Annotated in this window: 15 protein-coding genes; 10 read left to right on the top strand and 5 right to left on the bottom strand. The window is 52.8% G+C overall.

Annotated features, from left to right (window positions below):
- Nucleotides 1–56 precede the first annotated feature (56 nt).
- Genes OOT00_RS07640 through OOT00_RS07630 form a run of 3 tightly spaced genes read right to left on the bottom strand, consistent with a single transcriptional unit; the run spans nt 57 to nt 2,037 of the window.
- Nucleotides 57–506, bottom strand: a complete 450-nt coding sequence (locus OOT00_RS07640; RefSeq protein WP_265424722.1) for an ATP-binding protein — start codon at nt 504–506, stop codon at nt 57–59.
- A gap of 56 nt (nt 507–562) precedes the next feature.
- Nucleotides 563–1,708: a PP2C family protein-serine/threonine phosphatase gene (locus OOT00_RS07635; protein WP_265424721.1), complete on the bottom strand. Its 1,146-nt coding sequence runs from the start codon at nt 1,706–1,708 to the stop codon at nt 563–565.
- Between the two features lie 14 nt (nt 1,709–1,722).
- Entirely contained in the window at nt 1,723–2,037 is a 315-nt protein-coding gene (locus OOT00_RS07630; protein WP_265424720.1) for an Hpt domain-containing protein, read from the bottom strand.
- Between the two features lie 214 nt (nt 2,038–2,251).
- On the opposite strand from OOT00_RS07630, the gene OOT00_RS07625 reads away from it, so the two are divergent.
- From OOT00_RS07625 to OOT00_RS07595, 7 genes are all read left to right on the top strand, one after another.
- Nucleotides 2,252–3,169, top strand: coding sequence for an ArsR/SmtB family transcription factor (locus OOT00_RS07625; RefSeq protein ID WP_265424719.1), 918 nt, complete (start codon nt 2,252–2,254; stop codon nt 3,167–3,169).
- A gap of 105 nt (nt 3,170–3,274) precedes the next feature.
- Nucleotides 3,275–4,699 (top strand): adenosylhomocysteinase, encoded by a 1,425-nt coding sequence (gene ahcY / locus OOT00_RS07620; RefSeq protein ID WP_265424718.1) that lies wholly within the window; start codon nt 3,275–3,277, stop codon nt 4,697–4,699.
- A gap of 185 nt (nt 4,700–4,884) precedes the next feature.
- Nucleotides 4,885–6,006, top strand: a complete 1,122-nt coding sequence (locus OOT00_RS07615; RefSeq protein WP_265424717.1) for a branched-chain amino acid ABC transporter substrate-binding protein — start codon at nt 4,885–4,887, stop codon at nt 6,004–6,006.
- A gap of 159 nt (nt 6,007–6,165) precedes the next feature.
- Nucleotides 6,166–7,071 (top strand): branched-chain amino acid ABC transporter permease, encoded by a 906-nt coding sequence (locus OOT00_RS07610; RefSeq protein WP_265424716.1) that lies wholly within the window; start codon nt 6,166–6,168, stop codon nt 7,069–7,071.
- Nucleotides 7,068–8,024 (top strand): branched-chain amino acid ABC transporter permease, encoded by a 957-nt coding sequence (locus OOT00_RS07605; RefSeq protein WP_265424715.1) that lies wholly within the window; start codon nt 7,068–7,070, stop codon nt 8,022–8,024. The genes OOT00_RS07610 and OOT00_RS07605 overlap by 4 nt, the downstream gene beginning before the upstream one ends.
- Nucleotides 8,021–8,806 (top strand): ABC transporter ATP-binding protein, encoded by a 786-nt coding sequence (locus OOT00_RS07600; RefSeq protein WP_265424714.1) that lies wholly within the window; start codon nt 8,021–8,023, stop codon nt 8,804–8,806. Before OOT00_RS07605 ends, OOT00_RS07600 begins: the two co-directional genes overlap by 4 nt.
- Nucleotides 8,800–9,510, top strand: coding sequence for an ABC transporter ATP-binding protein (locus OOT00_RS07595; protein WP_265424713.1), 711 nt, complete (start codon nt 8,800–8,802; stop codon nt 9,508–9,510). The genes OOT00_RS07600 and OOT00_RS07595 overlap by 7 nt, the downstream gene beginning before the upstream one ends.
- 328 nt (nt 9,511–9,838) lie before the next feature.
- Here OOT00_RS07595 and OOT00_RS07590 read toward each other — a convergent pair whose 3' ends face one another.
- The gene (locus OOT00_RS07590) at nt 9,839–11,485 is read right to left on the bottom strand and encodes an NAD+ synthase (RefSeq protein WP_265424712.1); all 1,647 of its coding nucleotides are present in this window, start codon (nt 11,483–11,485) and stop codon (nt 9,839–9,841) included.
- 291 nt (nt 11,486–11,776) lie between these two features.
- Here OOT00_RS07590 and OOT00_RS07585 point away from each other — a divergent pair, with 291 nt between their 5' ends.
- The 3 genes from OOT00_RS07585 to OOT00_RS07575 are packed head-to-tail and all read left to right on the top strand — an operon-like array spanning nt 11,777 to nt 18,365.
- Nucleotides 11,777–14,200: a TolC family protein gene (locus OOT00_RS07585; protein WP_265424711.1), complete on the top strand. Its 2,424-nt coding sequence runs from the start codon at nt 11,777–11,779 to the stop codon at nt 14,198–14,200.
- Complete coding sequence (locus OOT00_RS07580; RefSeq protein WP_265424710.1) at nt 14,197–15,303, top strand: efflux RND transporter periplasmic adaptor subunit; 1,107 nt, start codon at nt 14,197–14,199, stop codon at nt 15,301–15,303. The genes OOT00_RS07585 and OOT00_RS07580 overlap by 4 nt, the downstream gene beginning before the upstream one ends.
- Entirely contained in the window at nt 15,300–18,365 is a 3,066-nt protein-coding gene (locus OOT00_RS07575; RefSeq protein WP_265424709.1) for an efflux RND transporter permease subunit, read from the top strand. The genes OOT00_RS07580 and OOT00_RS07575 overlap by 4 nt, the downstream gene beginning before the upstream one ends.
- A gap of 66 nt (nt 18,366–18,431) precedes the next feature.
- On the opposite strand, the gene OOT00_RS07570 is transcribed toward OOT00_RS07575, so the two are convergent.
- Nucleotides 18,432–19,781 carry an acetyl-CoA hydrolase/transferase family protein gene (locus OOT00_RS07570; RefSeq protein ID WP_265424708.1) on the bottom strand — a complete coding sequence of 450 codons (1,350 nt, stop codon included), beginning with the start codon at nt 19,779–19,781 and terminating at the stop codon, nt 18,432–18,434.
- Nucleotides 19,782–19,869 lie beyond the last annotated feature (88 nt).

The following is a 19,869-nucleotide window of genomic DNA, read 5'->3' as shown; positions in this document are numbered from 1 at the left end:
GCAGGCAGGCCTGCCTTTGTTTTGAAGGGTGCTGGGCGTTTGTTTACCAAAAGACCCTAAGGGCAGCGAGGACCTGATCCGTGTGGCAGGTCTTTTTCAAGAATCAGGTGATTCCCTTTTTCATTATAGCGTATGGACTGAAAGTAGTTTCTCATGATCTGGATGCCCCGTCCGTTTTCTGCATCAGGAGCGACAATGAGGGGTTCCTTCCAGTCGAAGCCCGGGCCTTCATCAATGATTTCAAGAATGATTCTCTGGTTTGTCAGGTGGATACGGTAGGTGATGATGCCGGATGGATTGGTCCTGTTGCCATGGCGGACCGCATTGGTAAGGGCTTCGCGCATGCCCAGACAGATGGCAAAGTTGATGGAATTGAGCTGGTTGACACGCAGAAACATCATGGTTTCTTTGTTGGCGCGCTCAATGTTGTCCATATTGGCGGACATGCGAATGCTGAGTTGCGTTTGGGTTTCATTACTTTCTGCTATGAAAAGCATATCATTCATGGTCTGCTCCGCATGGTGAAGAAAGATCCATTGGGGCTCAGGCGGCGTTCGGGAGTTCAGATTTCCACGGACATGACAACAATGTCATCTTCAATGGGAATTCCTTTGGCAATGAGATTTTCCCGTATGGAACGGACTGCTTCTGCAACGGACAGGTGCCGGACTTCCTCACAGACTTTCAGCATGCGCCTGGACGCTTCCGGCCATGTGGTGCGTGTCCGGGTATTTTCGACCAGCCCGTCGGAGTACAGATAAAAACGGTCTCCGGGTTGTACGGAAAGGGTGCGGGTACCGAAAATGACATTCCGGAAGATACCCAGTATATCCCCGTCCATGGAGATGCTTTGCGCCAGGCCGTTTTTGGGGACATATATGGCAGGAGGATGCCCTGCGTTGACCAGGGTCAGCTTCATGGTTTTGCGGTTCAGATGAGCATAGGAAGCCGTCAGGTACTTGTCTTCCGGTAGAATCTCCACAAGAACATCATTGATCAGCTTGATGCTTTCCGAAGGCTGGTAGATGGGGGTGCAGTTCTGTTTCATCAGGGCCTTTATGGAGGCCGTGAGGTAGGATATACTGATGTCGTGGCCGGAAAAATCTGCCACAAAATAGCCGTGGATATCTTTGCTGATGGCGATGACATCATAAAAATCTCCGCCCGCTTCCTGCAGGGATTCATAATGTACGCCAAAGCGGGCTTCCGGAAGACTTTCCGGTGCTACGAGAAGGGAGGTCTGCGCCTTGTGTATCTGGCGAAGTTTCTGCGCCTGACTGGCAATAAGAGAGTTGGTGGCTATGGAAAGTTTCAGATGGAGCCGCACCCTTGCAAGAACTTCCATGGGGTGGAAGGGCTTGATAATGTAGTCCACAGCTCCGAGGTCAAAGCCTTCAATTTTGGATTCAATTTCGCTGACACCGGTCAGAAATATGACAGGAATGGCTGCTGTTGCACTATGGTTCTTCAGGAACCGGATGACGCTGAATCCGTCTTCTCCCGGCATCATGATGTCGAGAAGGATGAGGTCCGGCCGATGCTCCACTGCCAGCTTTCTCGCCTGCGGTCCGTTGTCTGCCGTCAGGATGCGGTACCCTTCCTTGGAAAGGGCCGTTTCCAGCAGCCGTATATTGATGATACTGTCATCCACTACCAGAAGGGTCAGTTCCCGGGAGGGTTGGGCAGCTGTTTCATGGAGATCATGCATGGTGGCCTCCATGGTCAGAGGGCCTCAGCAATGAGGGCCACTTCTGTGGCAAAGGACTGGGGCAGGGAAGTAAGGAGCTCCAGTCTTCCTTCCATGGCGTGGTTTTCACCATCGGAAGCCAGAAGGTAAATGGCTGTAAATCCAAGATTTCCAGCAGAGCCTCTGATGGCGTGGATGACATCACGGGCTGCGGAGGCATCCTGTGCCTGAAGGGCCTTTTCAAGCCGGGTGATGTCATCCCGCAGGGTGGAAATGAAAAGGTTGGTCAGTTCAAGGAAGTCTTCTGTGTCCAGCCCCAGCTGTTCCGCAAGGTACTCAAAATCCGGCATGGTGGATTCTCCTTTTAGGAATCATAGACAGGATGGTTGGTAACCAATGTACCTTTCCGGTTGCTTCAGGGCAAGCCCAAAGCAGAAAGAAGGGGTAAGAATTTTTCTGGAATTGTACCGTCTCTTGCTTTTTTCAGGGAATGAGGAAAGAGGGTCCTCAGGCTCGGATAAAAAGCTTGACCTTGAGGCTTGATTGGGGGATATATCAAGGAATATGGATATTTTAATATTTAGCAAGGCTCTGTCCGACCCCACACGAATCCGATTGATCCACATACTGGACCACCATGAACTCAGTGTCAATGAGATTGTAGCGGTTATGGGTATGGGGCAGTCCCGTATTTCCAGACATCTGAAAATACTGACGGATGCAGGGCTGCTTTCCTGTCGCAGGGATGGGGTCTGGGCTTTTTACGGCGTGCCTGCGGAGGGAAGTGGAAGGGATTTTGTGGTTTCCGTACGGGAATGGATGCGGAAGGAGCCTGAGCTAGCGGCAGACAGGGTCCGCGCGGCGGAAGTTCTGGAGGCCAGGCGCAGAAGTACATCCCGCTTTTTTGATACCATTGCTACGGACTGGGATGCCCTGCGACGGGAAATCCTGGGAGACTTTGATCTCAATGCCTGCCTGTTGTCTGCTGCGGGACGTCCCCGTCTTGCCGTAGATCTGGGCTGTGGAACGGGAGAGCTTTTGCAGGGGTTGGCCCGTCAGGCGGGGAGTGTGATTGGTGTGGATTATTCCATGGAGATGCTGGCGGAAGCAGAACGGCGTTTCCGGGCAGCGGGTCTCCATGCCGATCTGAGGCTGGGTGCCATTGAGCATCTTCCCGTAGCCGATGGTGTGGCGGACCTTGCCATTATTTCTCTGGCCCTGCATCATCTGCCCGATCCCGAAGGGGGCATCCGGGATGCGGCCCGTATTTTAGTTCCCGGCGGTGTTCTGCTGCTGGCAGATTTTGATAAACATGACAAGGAGTTTCTGAGGGAACGCTTCGGTGACCGCTGGCTGGGGTTCCAGCAGGAAACCATAGCCCGTTTTCTTGAGGGTGCTGGCTTTGATCTGACAAAGCTGGATAGCTTTTCCCTGCCGTCCTCCCTTTCTCTCAGTTTGTATCATGCCGTTCGCCGAGCCTGAATTGCGGACAAGGGGAAGGCAAAAAGGGGGCTCCGGTTGTCGGTCAGCATGGATGGCCAGATCTCTTAAAGATGTATCATAACAACTTAAAAGGAGAGTGAATTTATGTCAGTTCAGCCACTGGAATTGAGCCTTGGTCACAAGGTTGCGGATATGGCAGGAGCCGATTTCGGCCGTAAGGAAATGCAGCTTGCGGAAAACGAAATGCCCGGTCTTATGGCGGCAAGGGAAAAATATGGAAAGGAAAAGCCCCTTGCAGGTCTCAAGGTAACGGGATCCCTGCACATGACCATACAGACGGCCATGCTCATTGAAACGTTAAAAGAGCTGGGAGCGGATATCCGCTGGGCTTCCTGCAATATTTTTTCCACTCAGGATCATGCGGCTGCTGCCATTGCAGCCAATGGTTCCTCTGCGGTTTTTGCCTGGAAAGGGGAAACGCTGGAGGAGTACTGGTGGTGCACGGAAATGGCCCTGACCTGGCCCGACGGTTCCGGCCCGGATCTCATTGTGGATGATGGAGGGGATGCCACTCTGATGGTCCATGAAGGGGTGCGTGTGGAAAAGGACCCGTCTCTTCTGGATAAAAAACCGGGTTCTCTGGAGGAAAAATGCCTGCAGGACCGCCTTCGTCTGGCTTATGGAACGGATCCCGGCAAATGGACCCGCATGGCGGAAAAAATCCGTGGGGTTTCCGAAGAAACCACCACAGGTGTAGGGCGGCTTTATCAGCTGCAGAAAAAAGGAGAGCTGCTTTTTCCGGCCATCAACGTGAACGATTCTGTCACCAAAAGTAAATTTGATAACCTCTATGGCTGCCAGGAATCCCTTGCCGACGGAATCAAAAGGGCAACGGACGTCATGATTGCCGGCAAGGTGGTTGTGATCTGCGGGTATGGTGACGTGGGTAAAGGCTGTGCCCGATCCATGAAGGGTTTTGGCGCCCGGGTCCTTGTGACGGAAATTGATCCCATCTGTGCCCTGCAGGCTGCCATGGAAGGTTTTGAGGTTCTGACCATGGAAGAAGCGGCCTCCATGGGAGATATCTTTGTCACGGCCACGGGAAATTACCATGTTATAACAGGCCAGCATATGGAATCCATGAAAAATGAGGCCATTGTATGTAATATCGGTCACTTTGACAATGAGATCGACATGGCTTACCTGGAAGAGACCCCAGAGTGCCTGTGTCTGAACATTAAGCCTCAGGTGGATAAATGGACGTTGAAGTCCGGCCGTTCCATCATCGTGCTGGCGGAAGGCCGTCTCGTCAATCTTGGCTGTGCTACGGGGCATCCCAGCTTTGTCATGAGCAACTCTTTCACGAATCAGACCCTTGCCCAGATTGCTCTGGCAACGAAGTCCCACAAAAAAGAAGTGTATACCCTTTCCAAAACACTGGATGAAGAAGTAGCCCGTCTTCACCTTGGCCGACTGGGTGTGCGTCTCACCAGGCTGACGCCGGAACAGGCTTCCTATCTGGGAATTTCTCCTGAAGGACCTTTTAAGCCGGACCACTACCGCTATTAGTTCCCTCCTGCAGCATGGGCCTGGAGCTCATGCTGCGACACAGCAAAAACCCTATGAAAATCAAGCGGATGCTTGTTTGTGATGCGGACAAAGCAATTGACAGGACTTGCGGCCCTCTGCTATTTGAAAAAATTCACCGTATCCATTCTTTTCCCGGATATTTTTAACTGAAGAGGGAGGAAGGCATGAAAAAAGTTCTGTGTCTTGTGGGAGTTTTGTGTTTTCTGGCGGTTCCGGCCATGGCCAAAACCATCCGTATCGGGCTGATGGCCCCCATGACAGGCTCCTGGGCCAGTGAAGGGCAGGATATGCGGGATATTGTGAACCTGCTGGCCGAAGAGCTGAATGCCAGGGGTGGGGTGCTGGGCAAACAGGTGGAAATTGTGGTGGAGGATGATGCAGGCGATCCCCGTTCTGCAGCCTTGGCTGCCCAGAGGCTTTCCACAAGAAAAGTAGCCGCTGTGATCGGTACGTATGGTTCTTCCGTGGCGGAAGCGGCTCAGAACATCTACGATGATTATGATATCATTCAGGTTGCCAATGGCGCTACCAGCAACCGTCTTACGGAAAAAGGACTGAACTATTTTTTCCGTACCTGTCCGAGAAATGACGAGCAGGCCATGGTAGCTGCCAAAGCCCTTGACCGCATGGGTTTTTCAAAGATTGCCATTCTTCACGATAATACCTCCTATGCCCGAGGGCTTGCTGATGATGCCAGAAAGTTCATCGGTGAGGTTTCCGATTCAAGGGTCGTGTTTTTCAATGCCCTTACTCCGGGAGAACGGGATTTCAATACCATTCTGACCCGCATGCGCGCTGCCGACCCGGATGTGATTCTGTTTACGGGGTACTATCCTGAAGCCGGTCTTCTGCTGCGTCAGAAAATGGAGATGGGCTGGAATGTTCCCATGATAGGCGGGGATGCTACCAATAACCCGGATTTGGTGGAAATTGCAGGCAAACAGGCGGCTAATGGGTTTTATTTTTTAAGCCCGCCGGTGCCTCAGGATCTGCCAACGGATGAGGCCCGTGATTTTCTTGCTGCTTTTGAGAAAAAATATGAGAAGTTGCCCGGTTCCATATGGGCGGTTCTGGCCGGAGATGCTTTTACAGCCATTGTGACAGCTATGGAAGGTTCCGGTTCCACGGATTCCAGAAAAGTTGCCAACTATATGCGCACCCAGCTCAAGGACATGCCCGCCCTTACGGGTACCATTTCTTTTAACAGTGTCGGTGACCGTATTGGTGATGTGTACCGTGTCTATCAGGTGAATGAAGAAGGCGCTTTTGTGCTGAAGAGTCACTGATGCGGTTGTCCTGAACCATGGAGATGCTGCGCCCCCTGTCTGTGGGCTCAGCTCTCCAGCGAAAGATATCGGGCCGTTTCCGGTGTGGTCTGCTCACCCGGGAGATGGCTCTGCCAGGCTTTTATCCGATATCTTTTTTCGTTTTTCCAGGAAGAGATCATGGAATTTTTTCTGCAGCAGCTTTTTAACGGCCTGGCCGTGGGTGGTATTTATGCCCTCGTTGCTTTGGGCTATACCATGGTGTATGGGGTCATGAAACTCATGAATTTTGCCCATGGTGAGCTTTTTACCATGGGTGCCTTTCTGGGGCTGAGTTTTCTGGGGATTTTTGCTTTTACGGAAAGTCTGGGGCCCTTTGGAGGTGTTCTGGTACTGATTCTTCTGGTAATGGCCATGGTGGCACTGATGGGCGTATTGCTGGAACGGGTGGCCTATCGTCCCCTGAGGTCTTCCCCAAGGCTCTCGGCCATTGTATCTGCGCTGGGCGCATCCATCTTTCTGCAGAATGCCATCATGCTGATTTATGGTGCCCGTTTTCAGGTCTATCCCCACGGTATTCTTCCCAACATTCCCCTTTCGTTTTTTGGCGTTGAGATTCCCCTGCTGCGGGTTCTGCTCTTGCTTGTTTCCCTTGTCATGATGGCGGGTCTGTACTTTTTTGTGCAGAAAACACAGATAGGTACGGCCATTCGTGCGGCAGCTATTGACCAGGATGCGGCACGTCTCATGGGTATCAATGTAGACAGGGTAATTCAGATTGTTTTTATCATTGGTCCTGCCCTGGGAGCTGCTGCGGGCGTGATGGTAGGTATCTACTACGGCCAGATCAACTTCACCATGGGATGGATTTTTGGTCTCAAGGCTTTTACAGCAGCCATCATCGGAGGCATCGGTAACATTCCGGGAGCCATGTTGGGCGGTCTTCTTCTGGGTGTTCTGGAGGCCATGGGGGCCGCCTATATTTCCACAGCATGGAAAGATGCCATTGCCTTTGCTGTGCTCATCCTCATTCTCCTGGTGCGGCCCAGAGGGATTCTTGGAGAACGTGTGGCGGATAAGTTATGAACAGGAACGTATTTATCACAAGTGTGCTGCTGGCTTTTTTTGCCTGCTTCCCGGTTCTCTTCAGCAACCCCTATTGGATAGGGGTTCTCAACGACATATGGCTCTACGCCATTTTAGGTTTAAGTCTGAACTGGGTTGTGGGTCATACGGGACTTTTTAATCTCGGGCATGCGGCTTATTATGCTGTGGGGGCCTATACGGCTGCCATTATCAGTACCCACTTCAATATACCGATACTCTGGCTGATACCCGTGGCTGGGTTCACAGCAGGGCTTTTTGCCCTGGTGGTGGCCAGACCCATCATTCATCTGAGGGGTGATTATCTGGCCATTGTCACCATCGGCGTGGGTGAAATTGTTCGGATTGCCCTTGAAAATGATATTTTCGGCATAACCGGCGGTTCCAATGGCATTTTCGGTATTCCAAGGCCGGAAATTTTTGATATGCGCATTCGCAGACCCTGGCAGTTTTACTACCTGATTGGGGGGTTTCTGCTGATCACCATCTGGTTTTTCTACCGGCTGGAACAGTCCCGTTTCGGCCGTGCCCTGAATTATATCAAAGAAGATGAAACGGCAGCGGAAGGCTCCGGCATCAACACGGCCTGGTACAAGCTGGCTGCCTTTGTGATCGGTGCCGTCTGGGCTGGCATGGCGGGAACGCTTTTTGCCGCGAAAATGAGTACGGTCTCTCCGGGTTCTTTTGTATTCTGGGAGTCGGTGCTGATTTTTGCCATTGTGATTTTAGGTGGGGCAGGCAGTATCCCCGGTGTGATTCTGGGCGCATTTCTTCTGGTCGGCCTCCCGGAGTTTTTCCGAAACTTTGCCGATGCCCGCATGCTTTTCTTTGGCGCGGCCATGGTACTGATGATGATTTTCCGCAGCAGAGGCCTGCTGCCGCCCCTTACACGTAAATATGCGGGTGTGTCCAGAGCCGGTGGGGGGGATGCATGAGCCTTTTGTCCCTTGATAAGGTGGTGAAAACGTTTGGGGGCCTTACGGCCGTGAACAGGGTGAGTTTTTCTGTGGATGCCGGTGCCGTGGTAGGGCTGATCGGTCCCAATGGTGCCGGAAAAACTACTGTCTTCAACCTTATTACGGGCAACTATACCCCTGATACCGGCGATATCTTCTTTGAAGGAAGATCTGTAAAGGGTAAAAAACCCCATAAAATTGTGGAAATGGGCATAGCCCGAACCTTTCAGAGTATACGGCTTTTCCAGAACATGCCGGTGGTGGAGAATGTGCTGGCAGGCTGCCACTGTCGCATGGGGGCGGGTATTTTTGCATCCATGGTACGTACACCCGGCCAGCGAAGGGAAGAAAAAGAAGCCCTTGAAACAGCAAGGCAGGTATTAGAATTCGTTGGTTTATGGGACTATGCCGGCTTGCCGGCTTCCAGCCTTTCCTATGGGAAACAGCGCCTCCTGGAGATTGCCCGTGCTCTTGCCAGCTTTCCCCGTATCATTATTCTGGATGAGCCCGCAGGTGGTATGAATGATCAGGAAACGGCTGAACTGCTTCGTCTGATCCGGGAAATAAGCCGGAAAGGCATTACCGTACTTCTTATTGAACATGATATGGGGCTTGTGATGCGTGCCTGTGAGAAGCTTGTTGTAATTGAGTACGGTACGAAAATTGCCGAAGGCAGTCCTGAGGATATTAAAAACAACCCCAGGGTGATCGAGGCGTATCTGGGTAGTGATGAGGACACGGGCGGAGAGGATCCATGCTGAGCCTTGCGAATCTGGTGGTAAAATATGGTAATGTTGAGGCTCTTCATGGCATTGACATGGAAGTGGCCGAAGGAGAAATCGTCAGTATTCTCGGTGCGAATGGTGCCGGGAAATCCACTACCCTTATGAGTATCAGCGGTCTTGTGAAACCCGCATCCGGAACGATTCTTTTTGAGGGGACTTCCCTTCACACATTGCCAGCCCATAAAATTGTGGAGATGGGTATTGCCCAGGTGCCCGAAGGCAGGCGGGTTTTCGGTACCCTCACGGTTTCAGAGAATTTACGGCTGGGGGCCTTTACCAGTAAAGACAGAAACCGGGATGCCCGGATCAGGGATTGGATTTTTTCTCTTTTTCCCATACTGAAGGAAAGACGCAAGCAGCTCGCAGGCACTCTTTCCGGCGGGGAACAGCAGATGCTGGCAATCGGAAGGGCCCTCATGGCCCATCCCCGGCTCCTTCTTCTGGACGAGCCCTCACTGGGTCTGGCTCCCCTTATCATTAAAGCTATTTTTGAAACCATACGGGAAATTAACAGGAGTGGTGTTACGGTTGTGCTGGTGGAGCAGAATGCCAAGGCCGCACTGCGCCTTGCTCGCAGGGGGTATGTTCTGGAGGTGGGCAGGGTTGTTCTGGCCGATCAGGCAGACAATCTTCTGGCCAACCCGGACGTTCACTCGGCTTATCTGGGCGGGGGCCATTGATGACAGGGAGCCGGTTTAGTGGATTGGCTCCCTGCAATCGGGTATTTTTTTGTGGTGTAACGGGTAATCCACGAATATGTTCCTTTTTTACCCGACATCGTAATGAGTCTGCTTTTTGGAACAGGCCAGCAATAGCTTTGTCGAGTTCGTTCCTGCCTTGTTCGTATGGCACAGGATTCCACCGTTCCGCAGGCATGACCAGTTCAATATCTGGCAGCTTTTTTATACTCATTGCAATGTCAAGTACTTTGGTCTCATGGCAGTGGGCAGACGGGGGCTGTATAAGGTAAGGGAGGCGTTTCGGATCACGGCGGCTGTATGGGAAGAATCAGACTGCATCATAGCCCAGCCTGCAGGCCATGGGGTAGCGTCTGCCGTAACCGAAGCTTTTGGTCGTGATCCGGATTACGGGTGCTGCCTGCTGGCGTTTGTACTCATTGTACCGAATTCTTGAGATCACGTCCTGCACATCTTCCTTGTTGTATCCTCTTTCCGTAATGGCCGTTTCATCCTCACAGTCTTCCACATGGTGGGTCACAATGGCGTCCACAATCTCATAAGGTGGCAGGTCATCCTGGTCCGTCTGGTCGGGTTTGAGTTCCGCACTGGGTACTTTGTTAATGATGCGTTCCGGAATCAGTTCACGACCGGACTTTTCATTGATTCGCCGGGAAAGGGCCCAAACCCGGGTTTTGGAAACATCTCCCAGCACAGCCAGTGCTCCGTTCATGTCTCCGTAGAGGGTGCTGTACCCCACGGCCATCTCTGCCTTATTCCCCGTGGGAAGGGCCATGGCATGGCAATGGTTGGCATAGGCCATGAGCAGGGTGCCTCGGATGCGGGCCTGCAGGTTCTGTTCCGTAATTCCGTGATGTTCCAGATGAAAGACCGGTGCGGATTCGGCCATGGCTTCCATGCTTTTCTGAATAGGGACAATTTCATGGCGAACCCCCAGATTTTGCGCAAGCCTGCCTGTATCGTCGAAATTTTCGTTTGCCGTATAGGGGCCGGGCATGAAGATACTGATCACATTGTCCGGGCCCAGAGCTTCCGCAGCCAGTGCCAGTACCAAGGCAGAATCGATTCCTCCGGAAGATCCCACCACAGCCTTTGAGAATCCGCATTTATGAAGATAATCCCTTATGCCCGTAACCAGTGCTTCGTGGATCTGGTCCAGCGGATTCTCCGGTAACTTCCGTATCTCACCTGTTCCGGTATGGAGATCCGTAAGAATCATGTCTTCCCTGAAGACAGCTGCTCTGCTGATAATCTGCCCGTCCGGGCCATAGGCCGTGCTGGCTCCGTCAAAGACAAGGGTGTCATTGGCTCCGGCCTGATTTACTTCCACCACAAAGATGCCGTATTGTTTGGCAATACCTGAAAAAAGCTGATCCCTGATGGCTATTTTATTCACATGAAAAGGCGATGCGGAAAGATTCAGGAGAATATCGCAGCCCGGAGCTATGTCTGCCACAGGATCCTGGGGGTAAAGCTTATTCCCCTGAACGTGTCCGGTATTCCAAGCGTCCTCACAGATGGTAATGCCGAAGCGGAATCCTTCATACAAAACCGGTTTTGACGGTTGTCCTGATGCAAAGTAACGGCACTCATCAAATACATCATACTGGGGCAGGAGGGTTTTGCGGATGTCGGCCAGTACCTTGCCGTCCTTTGCAAAAATGGCGGCATTCTGAAGGCCGGGGCCATGGATGGCGGGGTTTTGAGCAACATAGCCAAACACAATGCCGATGCCCTGGATATGGTCAATGAGGCGATGGCATATGTTCAGGTTGGCCCGCACAAAGGCTTTTCTTTCCAGAAGGTCCAGAGGAGGGTACCCCGTCAGGGTAAGTTCGGGGAAAACGATAAGGTCCGCGCCCTGTTCTTTGGCTTTTTCGCTGGCCCGGATGATTTTTTCGGCATTCCCTTTGAGATCGCCCACCAGAGAGTTGAGCTGTGCCATAGCTATTTTCATGGAATTCACCTTTTTTGTCTACGACAAAGGAAAGATGGTTTGAAGTTAGCTCTGACAACAGAGCTTTCGGTTTATGGAAAAAGGTGAGTGCTGTTTACCTTTTCTTGACAGTACTGCCAAATGGAGGCATGCTCACTGCATACATGAAATCCTTCCCGCATATGGCCATTTTTTTTCGTGCATGGCGCTTTTTTTTGGAAAATGTTGCAAACATTGTTCGCGCTGCGAATTGCCTGTGTCTGTCCGCGCGACACCCCGTTTCTGTACAGGCTTTGATACCATGGAGGAAAGATGGGGCGGTATCTTTTTTTTACCCTGTGCCTGTTGCTGGCCGGTGTGCAGGGCTGGGCAGGGACAGCCTTGCCTGTGGTACGCATTGCTATTGTGGAGGATGGTCCCAGCGCCCGATACGGTGGTGTGGATAGGCTTCAAAAGGAAATCTTTGATCTGGTCGGAAAGGAGTTTGATATCCGTTTCCCAGAAGCCCTTCATTTTTCGGGGAACTGGAACATTGCTGATATCAGAAGGGAGCTAAGAATGGCCCTTGGGAGTCAGGAGGCGGATATGGTGATCGGTGCGGGTGTGATTGCCTCCCATATCCTTGCCCATGAAAGGTCTTTACCCCTTCCTGGCATCGGAGCCGTGGTGATTGCCGCAGACCTGCAGCAGTTTCCCGAAAGCGGGGGAAGCAGCGGTGTGAAGAATCTGAACTACATTAAGTCTTTTGAAAATTTTGAAAGAGATATGGGTGCTTTCCGGAAAATGGTGCCCTTTGACAGGCTGGCGGTGATTGGTGATGTCAGCATTCTGGAGGCGATTCCTGATTTGGGTCTGAGAACTGGTATGCTTGGCAAAGGGTTTGATCTTGAAATAGATTTTGTCCCGGCTGTGGATGATGCCAATAGCGTGCTCGCGGCCATTTCCCATGGAGTGGGGGCTGTTCTGGTTACTCCCCTTCAGCGATTTTCTCCGGAAGAATTTTGTCGTCTTGTGGACGGTTTTATAGAAAAAGGCCTACCTTCTTTCTCTCTCTGGGGGAGGGAGGAGGTGGAAAGGGGAATTCTGGCGGGGATGGCCCCTTCCCAACGCATCGATCGACTGGCAAGGCGGGTGGCTCTTCATGTCCAGCAGATTCTTCTGGGCAGGGAAGCGGGAACCCTTTCCGTTGCGTTTTATCCGGATGTGGATTTTACGGTTAATATGGAAACAGCCCGCCGCATTCAGGTGTATCCGGATTGGGATGTTCTGCTGGAGGCGGACCTTATTCACGAGGTTCCTGCCGTCACCGGGACTCACCTCTCCCTTAAGAATGCGGTTCAGGAGGCCATGGCTGCCAACCTTGATCTGGCCCTTGCGGAAAGGGAAAAGGCCATTAGCCGCGTTCTGGCCAGGAAGGAGCGTGCTTCTCTGCGGCCTCAGGCCGGGGTAACAGTGGAAGGCCAGCTCACGGACAGGAAAAATGCCGCAGCCAGCCTTGGCAGGCAGCCCGAGGAGGAGGTGTGGGCGGCCATTACCCTCCGTCAGATTCTTTTTTCTGAAAGGTCACAAAGCCTTGCGGATGTGGCGGATATTGAGGTCAGAAGCCGTGAAGTACTGGAACGCCAGGTACGTTTGGATATAGCCGAAACCGCGGCCCGCGCTTTTCTGAATGCTCTCCGTGCTGACCGCATGGCCCGCATCAGAAAACAGGATCTGGATCTCACAAGGGCCAATCTGGTAAGGGCGAAAAACCGCAGGGAGGTTGGTTATGCAGGGCCTTCGGAAGTGTACCGGTGGGAAAGCAGGCTGGCATCTGCCCGTAAGGCGTTGTTGGACGCCAGAGCAGGGCTACGGCAGGCGGAGATTCAGCTGAACCGTGTTCTGCACCGACGGCTGGATGCACCGGTATACCCGGAGGATACACGTGTGTCTGATCCTCTGTTTTTTGTCAGCGATCCAAGAATAAGGTGGTTTTCAGAAAATCCCCGCAGGATGGGTGTTTTTCATGATTTTGTGGTGGCCGAAGCCAGGGACCGCTCACCGGAACTGGAACAGATTGCTTTGGCCATGAAGGCTGCGGAAAGGAGTATTCGTGCTGCCAGAAGGGCCTGGTATATTCCGGAGCTTGTTGCGGAGGGTGCCCTCCGTCAGCGCTTGGTTGCACAGGGGGATGGGAGTGGTGCCATGTCCGTGGATCTCGCACCGGGTCTGCCTCCGGTTCATCTCCCGGAAAGAGAGGATTTCGGATGGCAGGTGGGGCTACGGGCTTCCTATCCCGTTTTTACGGGGGGCGCGCGGCCTGCCGTGCTGGATGAAGGGCTGGAAAGGCTGGAGGCTCTCCGTACCCGGAGGCTGCAAACAGCCGAAGGCCTTGAGGCGAGAATGCGGGTTGCCCTGTATGCCACCGAAGCATCCTGGCCGGGAATTCGTCTTTCCGGAGATGCTGCCGAGTCCGCACGGAACAATATGAATCTTGTAACGGATGCTTATGAGCGGGGGGTTGTTTCTGCCATGGATCTTCTGGATGCCCAGCATGCCCTGCTGGTGGCGGAAGAGATGTCCGCAGCCAGTGTATATGATTTTCTGAAAGATCTTATGGCTGTGCAACGCCTTCTGGGAAATGTGGATTTTTCCGCTACCCTTGAGGAGCGGGACGCCATGTTTGTGCGCCTGAAAGACTATTATGAGAAAAACGGCTTGTCTGTTCCCGGAATCGGAAAGGAAAATAAGCCATGAAGACCGTCAGGCATGCATGGGGTCTGTGGGGTATGACGGTGGCGGTTGTCCTTGTGTTGGGATGCGGGAATGTACCCGATGGAGAAATGGATCCTCCTCTGCGGCCTGTTCGTTATGTGGAGATACGGGAAGATGATGGCGTCCGTATGCGGACATTTACGGGTTTGGCCCGGGCTGGAATGGTCACCCGCATGAGCTTCCGTGTGCCGGGAACCCTGCAGGCTCTGCCTGTCCGTGTGGGGGATATGCTGGAAAAGGGTCAGCTTATTGCAAAACTGGATGCAACGGATTTTCAGCTTCGGGTACAGGAAGCGGAGGCTTCCGTAAGCAGGGCAAGGGCTGAGGCAAGAAACGCCGATGCTGTATATGGAAGGGTGCAGGCATTGTATGAAAGGAGGAATGTCTCTCGCAGTGAGCTGGATATGGCCCGGGCGGCCTCCGAGTCTGCCCGGGCAGCCGTACGATCCCTTGAAAATCATCTGGCTCTTGCCAGACGTCAGCTTGCCTATACCGGGCTGAATGCTCCGGATCGTTGTGGCGTGGCGGCTGTTCTCGTGGAAGAAAACGAGAATGTGGGGGCTGGGCAGGCCGTAGCCGTGGTGAACTGTGGCAGCCGGGTGGATGTGCGGATTGCCGTTCCGGCCATCCATATTTCCGGCGTACGGGAAGGTATGGCTGTGGAGGTGCGGGTGGATGCACTTGGTCAGAAAACTTTTTCCGGTGTGGTTGCGGAAGTGGGGCTTGCTTCCGTGGGTCTGGAAACCACCTTTCCTGTGACGGTTCGACTGGAGACGCGGGATGCGGGTATACTGCCGGGAATGGCTGCCGAAGTGATGATTCCCATGGTGATCCATGGGGGTGCGGTGCGGGTTCCCTTCCGCAGCGTGGGAGAGGATGAGAGGGGACGGTTTGTCTTCTGTCTCAGGGTTCTTGATAATGGAGTGGCGGAGGTGGTGCGCCGCGATGTGGTTCTGGGTGGTATGGGATCCGACGGGATTGAAGTGCTGGAAGGTCTTGTGGCTGGTGACCTTGTGGTGACGGCGGGTGTGGGCCGGGTTCGGGAAGGAGAGCGGGTGAAGCTATGGGAGGGGAGTCTGCCATGAACCTGACCCGTCTTGCCATTGAAAAAAACAGAATATCGCTGGTTGTGTTGCTTATTATTATTATAGGGGGAGTGCAGGCCTACAGGGATCTGCCAAGGGACTATGATCCCGGATTTGTGCTTCGTGTAGCCAGGGTGGTGACTTTTTTTCCCGGCGCGTCCCCTGAACGTGTGGAGCAGCTGGTAACGGATAAGCTTGAAAAGGTTATTCAGGAAATACCGGAGTTGGATTATGTGAAAAGTCAGTCTTCAACGGGTGTTTCCATTATCGATGTCTGGGTACAGGAGCGGTACAGGGACATGCGGCCAGTCTGGGATAACCTGCGACGTAAGGTTGAAAGGGCGGCATCGGATCTGCCGGAAGGCGCCTTCCGGCCCATCGTGAATGACGAGTTTTCCGATGTGTTTGGTACATTGATTGCCATAACGGGCAGAGATTTTACCTACAGAGAGTTGAAAACTGTGGCGGATGAAGTCCGGGATGCCCTTCTCATGTTGGATGAAGTGGCCAAAGTCGATCTGTATGGAGTGCAGGATGAACGGATTTTTGTGGAGTACAGCAATGCCCGTCTGGCGGAGATGGGTATGTCTCCCTATCAGCTGATGGGTATAATGAAAGCAAGAAACATCATTATTCCAGGGGGCTCCATTGATGTTGAGGGAGAGAGAATTGTACTGGAGCCTTCGGGTAACCTGGATACACTGGAGGATCTCCGTCAGACCGTGGTGCAGGTACCCGGGCGCGCGGAAATGATTTTTCTCGGTGACATGGTGGATGTCAGAAGAGCCTATGCGGACCCTCCTGCTGCAATGATGCGAAGCAATGGTCTGCCTGCCATCGGCCTTGCTCTGTCCATGCGCCAGGGAGGGAATCTCATTCAGCTGGGTGACGCCGTAACGGGGCTTCTGGAGCAGGTTCGTTTTCATTATCCCCTTGGTATTGACTTTGAGCTGGTTAACTTTGCTCCTGGTGAGGTTCAGGAAAAGGTTTCCCTTTTTCAGAAAAATCTGTTTCAGGCCGTGCTGATGGTGCTGGGTATCACGCTGGTGGTGCTGGGGCTTCGTACGGGGCTTGTCGTGGCTGCCCTGATTCCTATGGTCATGCTCATGACCCTTATGATGATGGCTTTTCTCCATATCGGTATAGATCAGATGAGCCTTGCTTCCCTTGTGATTGCGCTTGGGATGCTGGTAGATAATGCCATTGTCATGAGTGAATCCATCATGGTGCGCATGGAGGAGGGGGAAGGGCCTGTGCCTGCAGCCATTGCCTCCGCAAGGGAGCTTACGGTTCCCCTCCTGACTTCTTCTCTGGCAACGGCGGCCTCTTTCCTCCCCATTTTTCTTGCAAAGTCCACCACCGGTGAATATACAGCCCCCCTTTTCAAGGTTGTGAGCATTGCCCTTTTTTCTTCATGGGTTCTTTCCATGACCCTCATCCCCCTGCTTTCCACGATGATCCTGAAGGTTGGCAGGGGAAAGGAGGGTAGAAAAACCTATGATAAAGGTTTTTACGGAATGTATCGCCATATGCTGGGCTTTTCACTGCGGCACAGAGGTCTTAGTCTTTTTGCCGTACTGGTTGTCTTTGTAATGGTCATGTTCACCTTCCGCTATCTGCCCGTGATTTTTTTCCCTCCTTCGGACCGTCTGTTTTTTAAAGCGGAGCTGGAACTTCCTCCCGGCAGCACCATAGAGAGTACGGAAGCCATGGTCAGGGACGTGGAGTCTTTCATGGAGGCACATTTCCGGTCAGATGGGATGGGGTTCAATGGTATAGCAGGTTGGGTCACCCATATCGGTCAGGGAGGTCCCCGGTTTCTTCTTACCCATATGCCCAAGCAGGGGGTCCCCCATTATGCCCTGATGATTATCAACCTGGAAAATCTGGATGATATGGACAGGGTCATGGCGGATATGGGAACCTATATACGGAAACACTACCCCGATGCCAAGGTGGAGCTGAGAAGGATTCAGAATGGCCCGCCTGTGGAAGATCCGGTTCAGATTCGTATATCGGGGCGGGATTCGGAAAAACTGGCCGCCATTGTGGAAGGGGTGAAGGAAAGGCTGTCTGAAGAGGAGGGCGTTCGGGATATATCCGATGACTGGGGAAGAAGAATTAAAAAGTTTGTGGTGAGGGTAAACCAGCCGCGGTCAAGGATGGCAGGCGTTTCCAGTCAGGACATCGCCATTAGTCTGCAGGCAGGCCTGTCTGGCTTCACCCTTACGGAGTTCCGGGAGGGGGATCAGCTGATTCCCGTCAGTCTGCGCAGTCTGGCTGCCGACCGTAAGGATTTGGGTAAGCTTGAGAACCTTCAGGTATACTCTCAGGCCGCTGGCCGCTCCGTTCCCTTGGCCCAGGTGGCGGACATTGACATTGTGTGGCAGCCATCGGAGGTCTTGAGGAGAGACAGGCTGCGTACCGTGACGGTCAGTAGCGGGCTCTTTCCGGGATATACGGCCAATGAGGTGATGCGACATATGCGGCCATGGCTGGATGCGGAGCTGACATCATGGGGAATGGGGTACCGGTATGCCTTTGGAGGTGAAACGGAAAAATCCATACAGGCCAATGCGGCCATTATGGAGCAGGTTCCTGTGGGAGCGTTTATCATTCTCATGCTGCTGATGCTGCAGTTCAATTCGTTTCGAAAAACCCTCATCATCATGACGACCATTCCCCTGGGCCTCATCGGAGTGGTGTCAGGTCTTCATCTGACGGGTCTTTATTTTGGCTTTATGACCTTGCTGGGCATTATATCTTTGTCTGGTATTGTGGTTAACAATGCCATTGTACTGCTGGATCGCATCCGCATTGAATCCGAGCAGCACGGGCGAAGGCTTCAGGAAGCTATTGTGGAAGCTGCCTGTCGCCGGATGCGTCCTATTTTTGTGAGTGCGGCTACAACGGCTCTGGGCATGGTTCCCCTGCTATGGGGTGGGGGCCCTATCTGGGCCCCCATGGCCGTTGCCATTATTTTCGGGCTGATCTTTTCAACCGTACTGACCCTGGGCGTGGTGCCGGTGCTGTATGCGTTGCTTTTTCGGGTACGATTCTAGAAAGCATGTTTATTTTTGGATGGACCAGCAGGGAGTCGTTGGCTGCTGCTCCCTGCGGTATGTCTGTCAGGCGTCTTTTTTGTTGGAGCGCTTCCAGATTTTCTGGGCTTCGGCTTTTTTGACCAGCTCGTCACGGAAATCCGGATGGGCTATGTTGACCATCATTTCGGCGCGTTCCCATGTGGAGCGCGCCCGAACTTCGGCCGCACCATACTCGGTGACGATGGTGTCCACCTGTTGCCGGGGGATGGTCGTGATGGAGCAGGGGTCAAAGTGCGGCACAATGCGGGAGATGCGTTCGCCTTCCTTGTTGGTGGCGGTGGATGCCAGGCAGATCAGACTTTTGCCGCCCTTGGACCACTGCGCACCCATGACGAAGTCCCACATGCCGCCATTGCCGGAAATCTGATGAATGTCGGCACTTTCCGCATTTACCTGTGTGTACAGATCCACCTCAACGGCATTGTTGATGGAGATAAAGTTGTCAATTTGGGCAATTCGGCGGGGATCATTGGTGTACTGGGCAGGATAGGAGGCTACCGCCGGATTATTATTGATGAAATCGTAGAGTCGTTTGGGACCGAGGGCAAAGGTATAGGGCACCCGGCATTTGTCAAAGGGCTTGTGAATGCCTGTCATGCGTCCGGATTCAATCATGTCCACATAGGCTTCAGAGAGCATTTCCGTATGCCCGCCAAGATTTTTGAGGTCGGATGTGGCAATCATTTTACCAACGGCATCGGGCATGCCGCCAATTCCCAGCTGAATGCAGCAGCCATCGTGGATAAAGCCCATGACATGTTCTGCGATCTGGCGGTCCACTTCTGTGGGATCCGCTGCAGGAGCTTCAAAAACAGGCATATCTTCTTTGACTTCAACAATATAATCCACATCAGAAATATGAATGGATTCTTCAAAACCGCCCAGTGCAACGGGGAGGTTGGGGTTGATTTCAAGGATTACCTTTTCGCAGTGATGGGCATTGGCAAGGCTGACTGAGTTGGTGAGGGAAAAGTTGAAGTATCCATGTTCATCCATGGGACAGACCTGGGCAATGAACACATGGTGCTGTTTGGCAATGTTGTCCCGGAACCACTTGCCTGCTTCGTGGTACATGATGGGAAAATAGTAGCAGAGATTGAAATCCCGTTGGATAATACGGCTGATTTTGCTGAAATGGAGATCGTGATAGATGAAGGTATCCGGATGTTTCACCACTTCCGGAACCGGGAGTACGGTGATGGCTGCGTACACTTCTACATTGCTCAGTTCGGCATGGCGGGCGGCCAGTGCCGCATCGCAGGCAATGGGCTTGGTGGTCATGAAGCTGTAGTCCACGCGGTCTCCGGATCGGATGCATTTGACCGCTTCTTCTGCCGTAACGAGTTTCTGCTGGTACTCTTTCTGGTAATTCATAATAAGACTGTCCTTTCGGTTATAAAAATTTTCCGGTTGCCCGGCAGGGTTTTTTTAAGAAATAATACCTTTGGAGCGATATTTCCCG

Origin of the sequence: Desulfobotulus pelophilus, assembly GCF_026155325.1 — a bacterium.
In the GTDB taxonomy this organism is placed as follows: Bacteria; Desulfobacterota; Desulfobacteria; order Desulfobacterales; family ASO4-4; genus Desulfobotulus; species Desulfobotulus pelophilus.
This window is presented reverse-complemented; position numbering and strand designations above follow the sequence as displayed.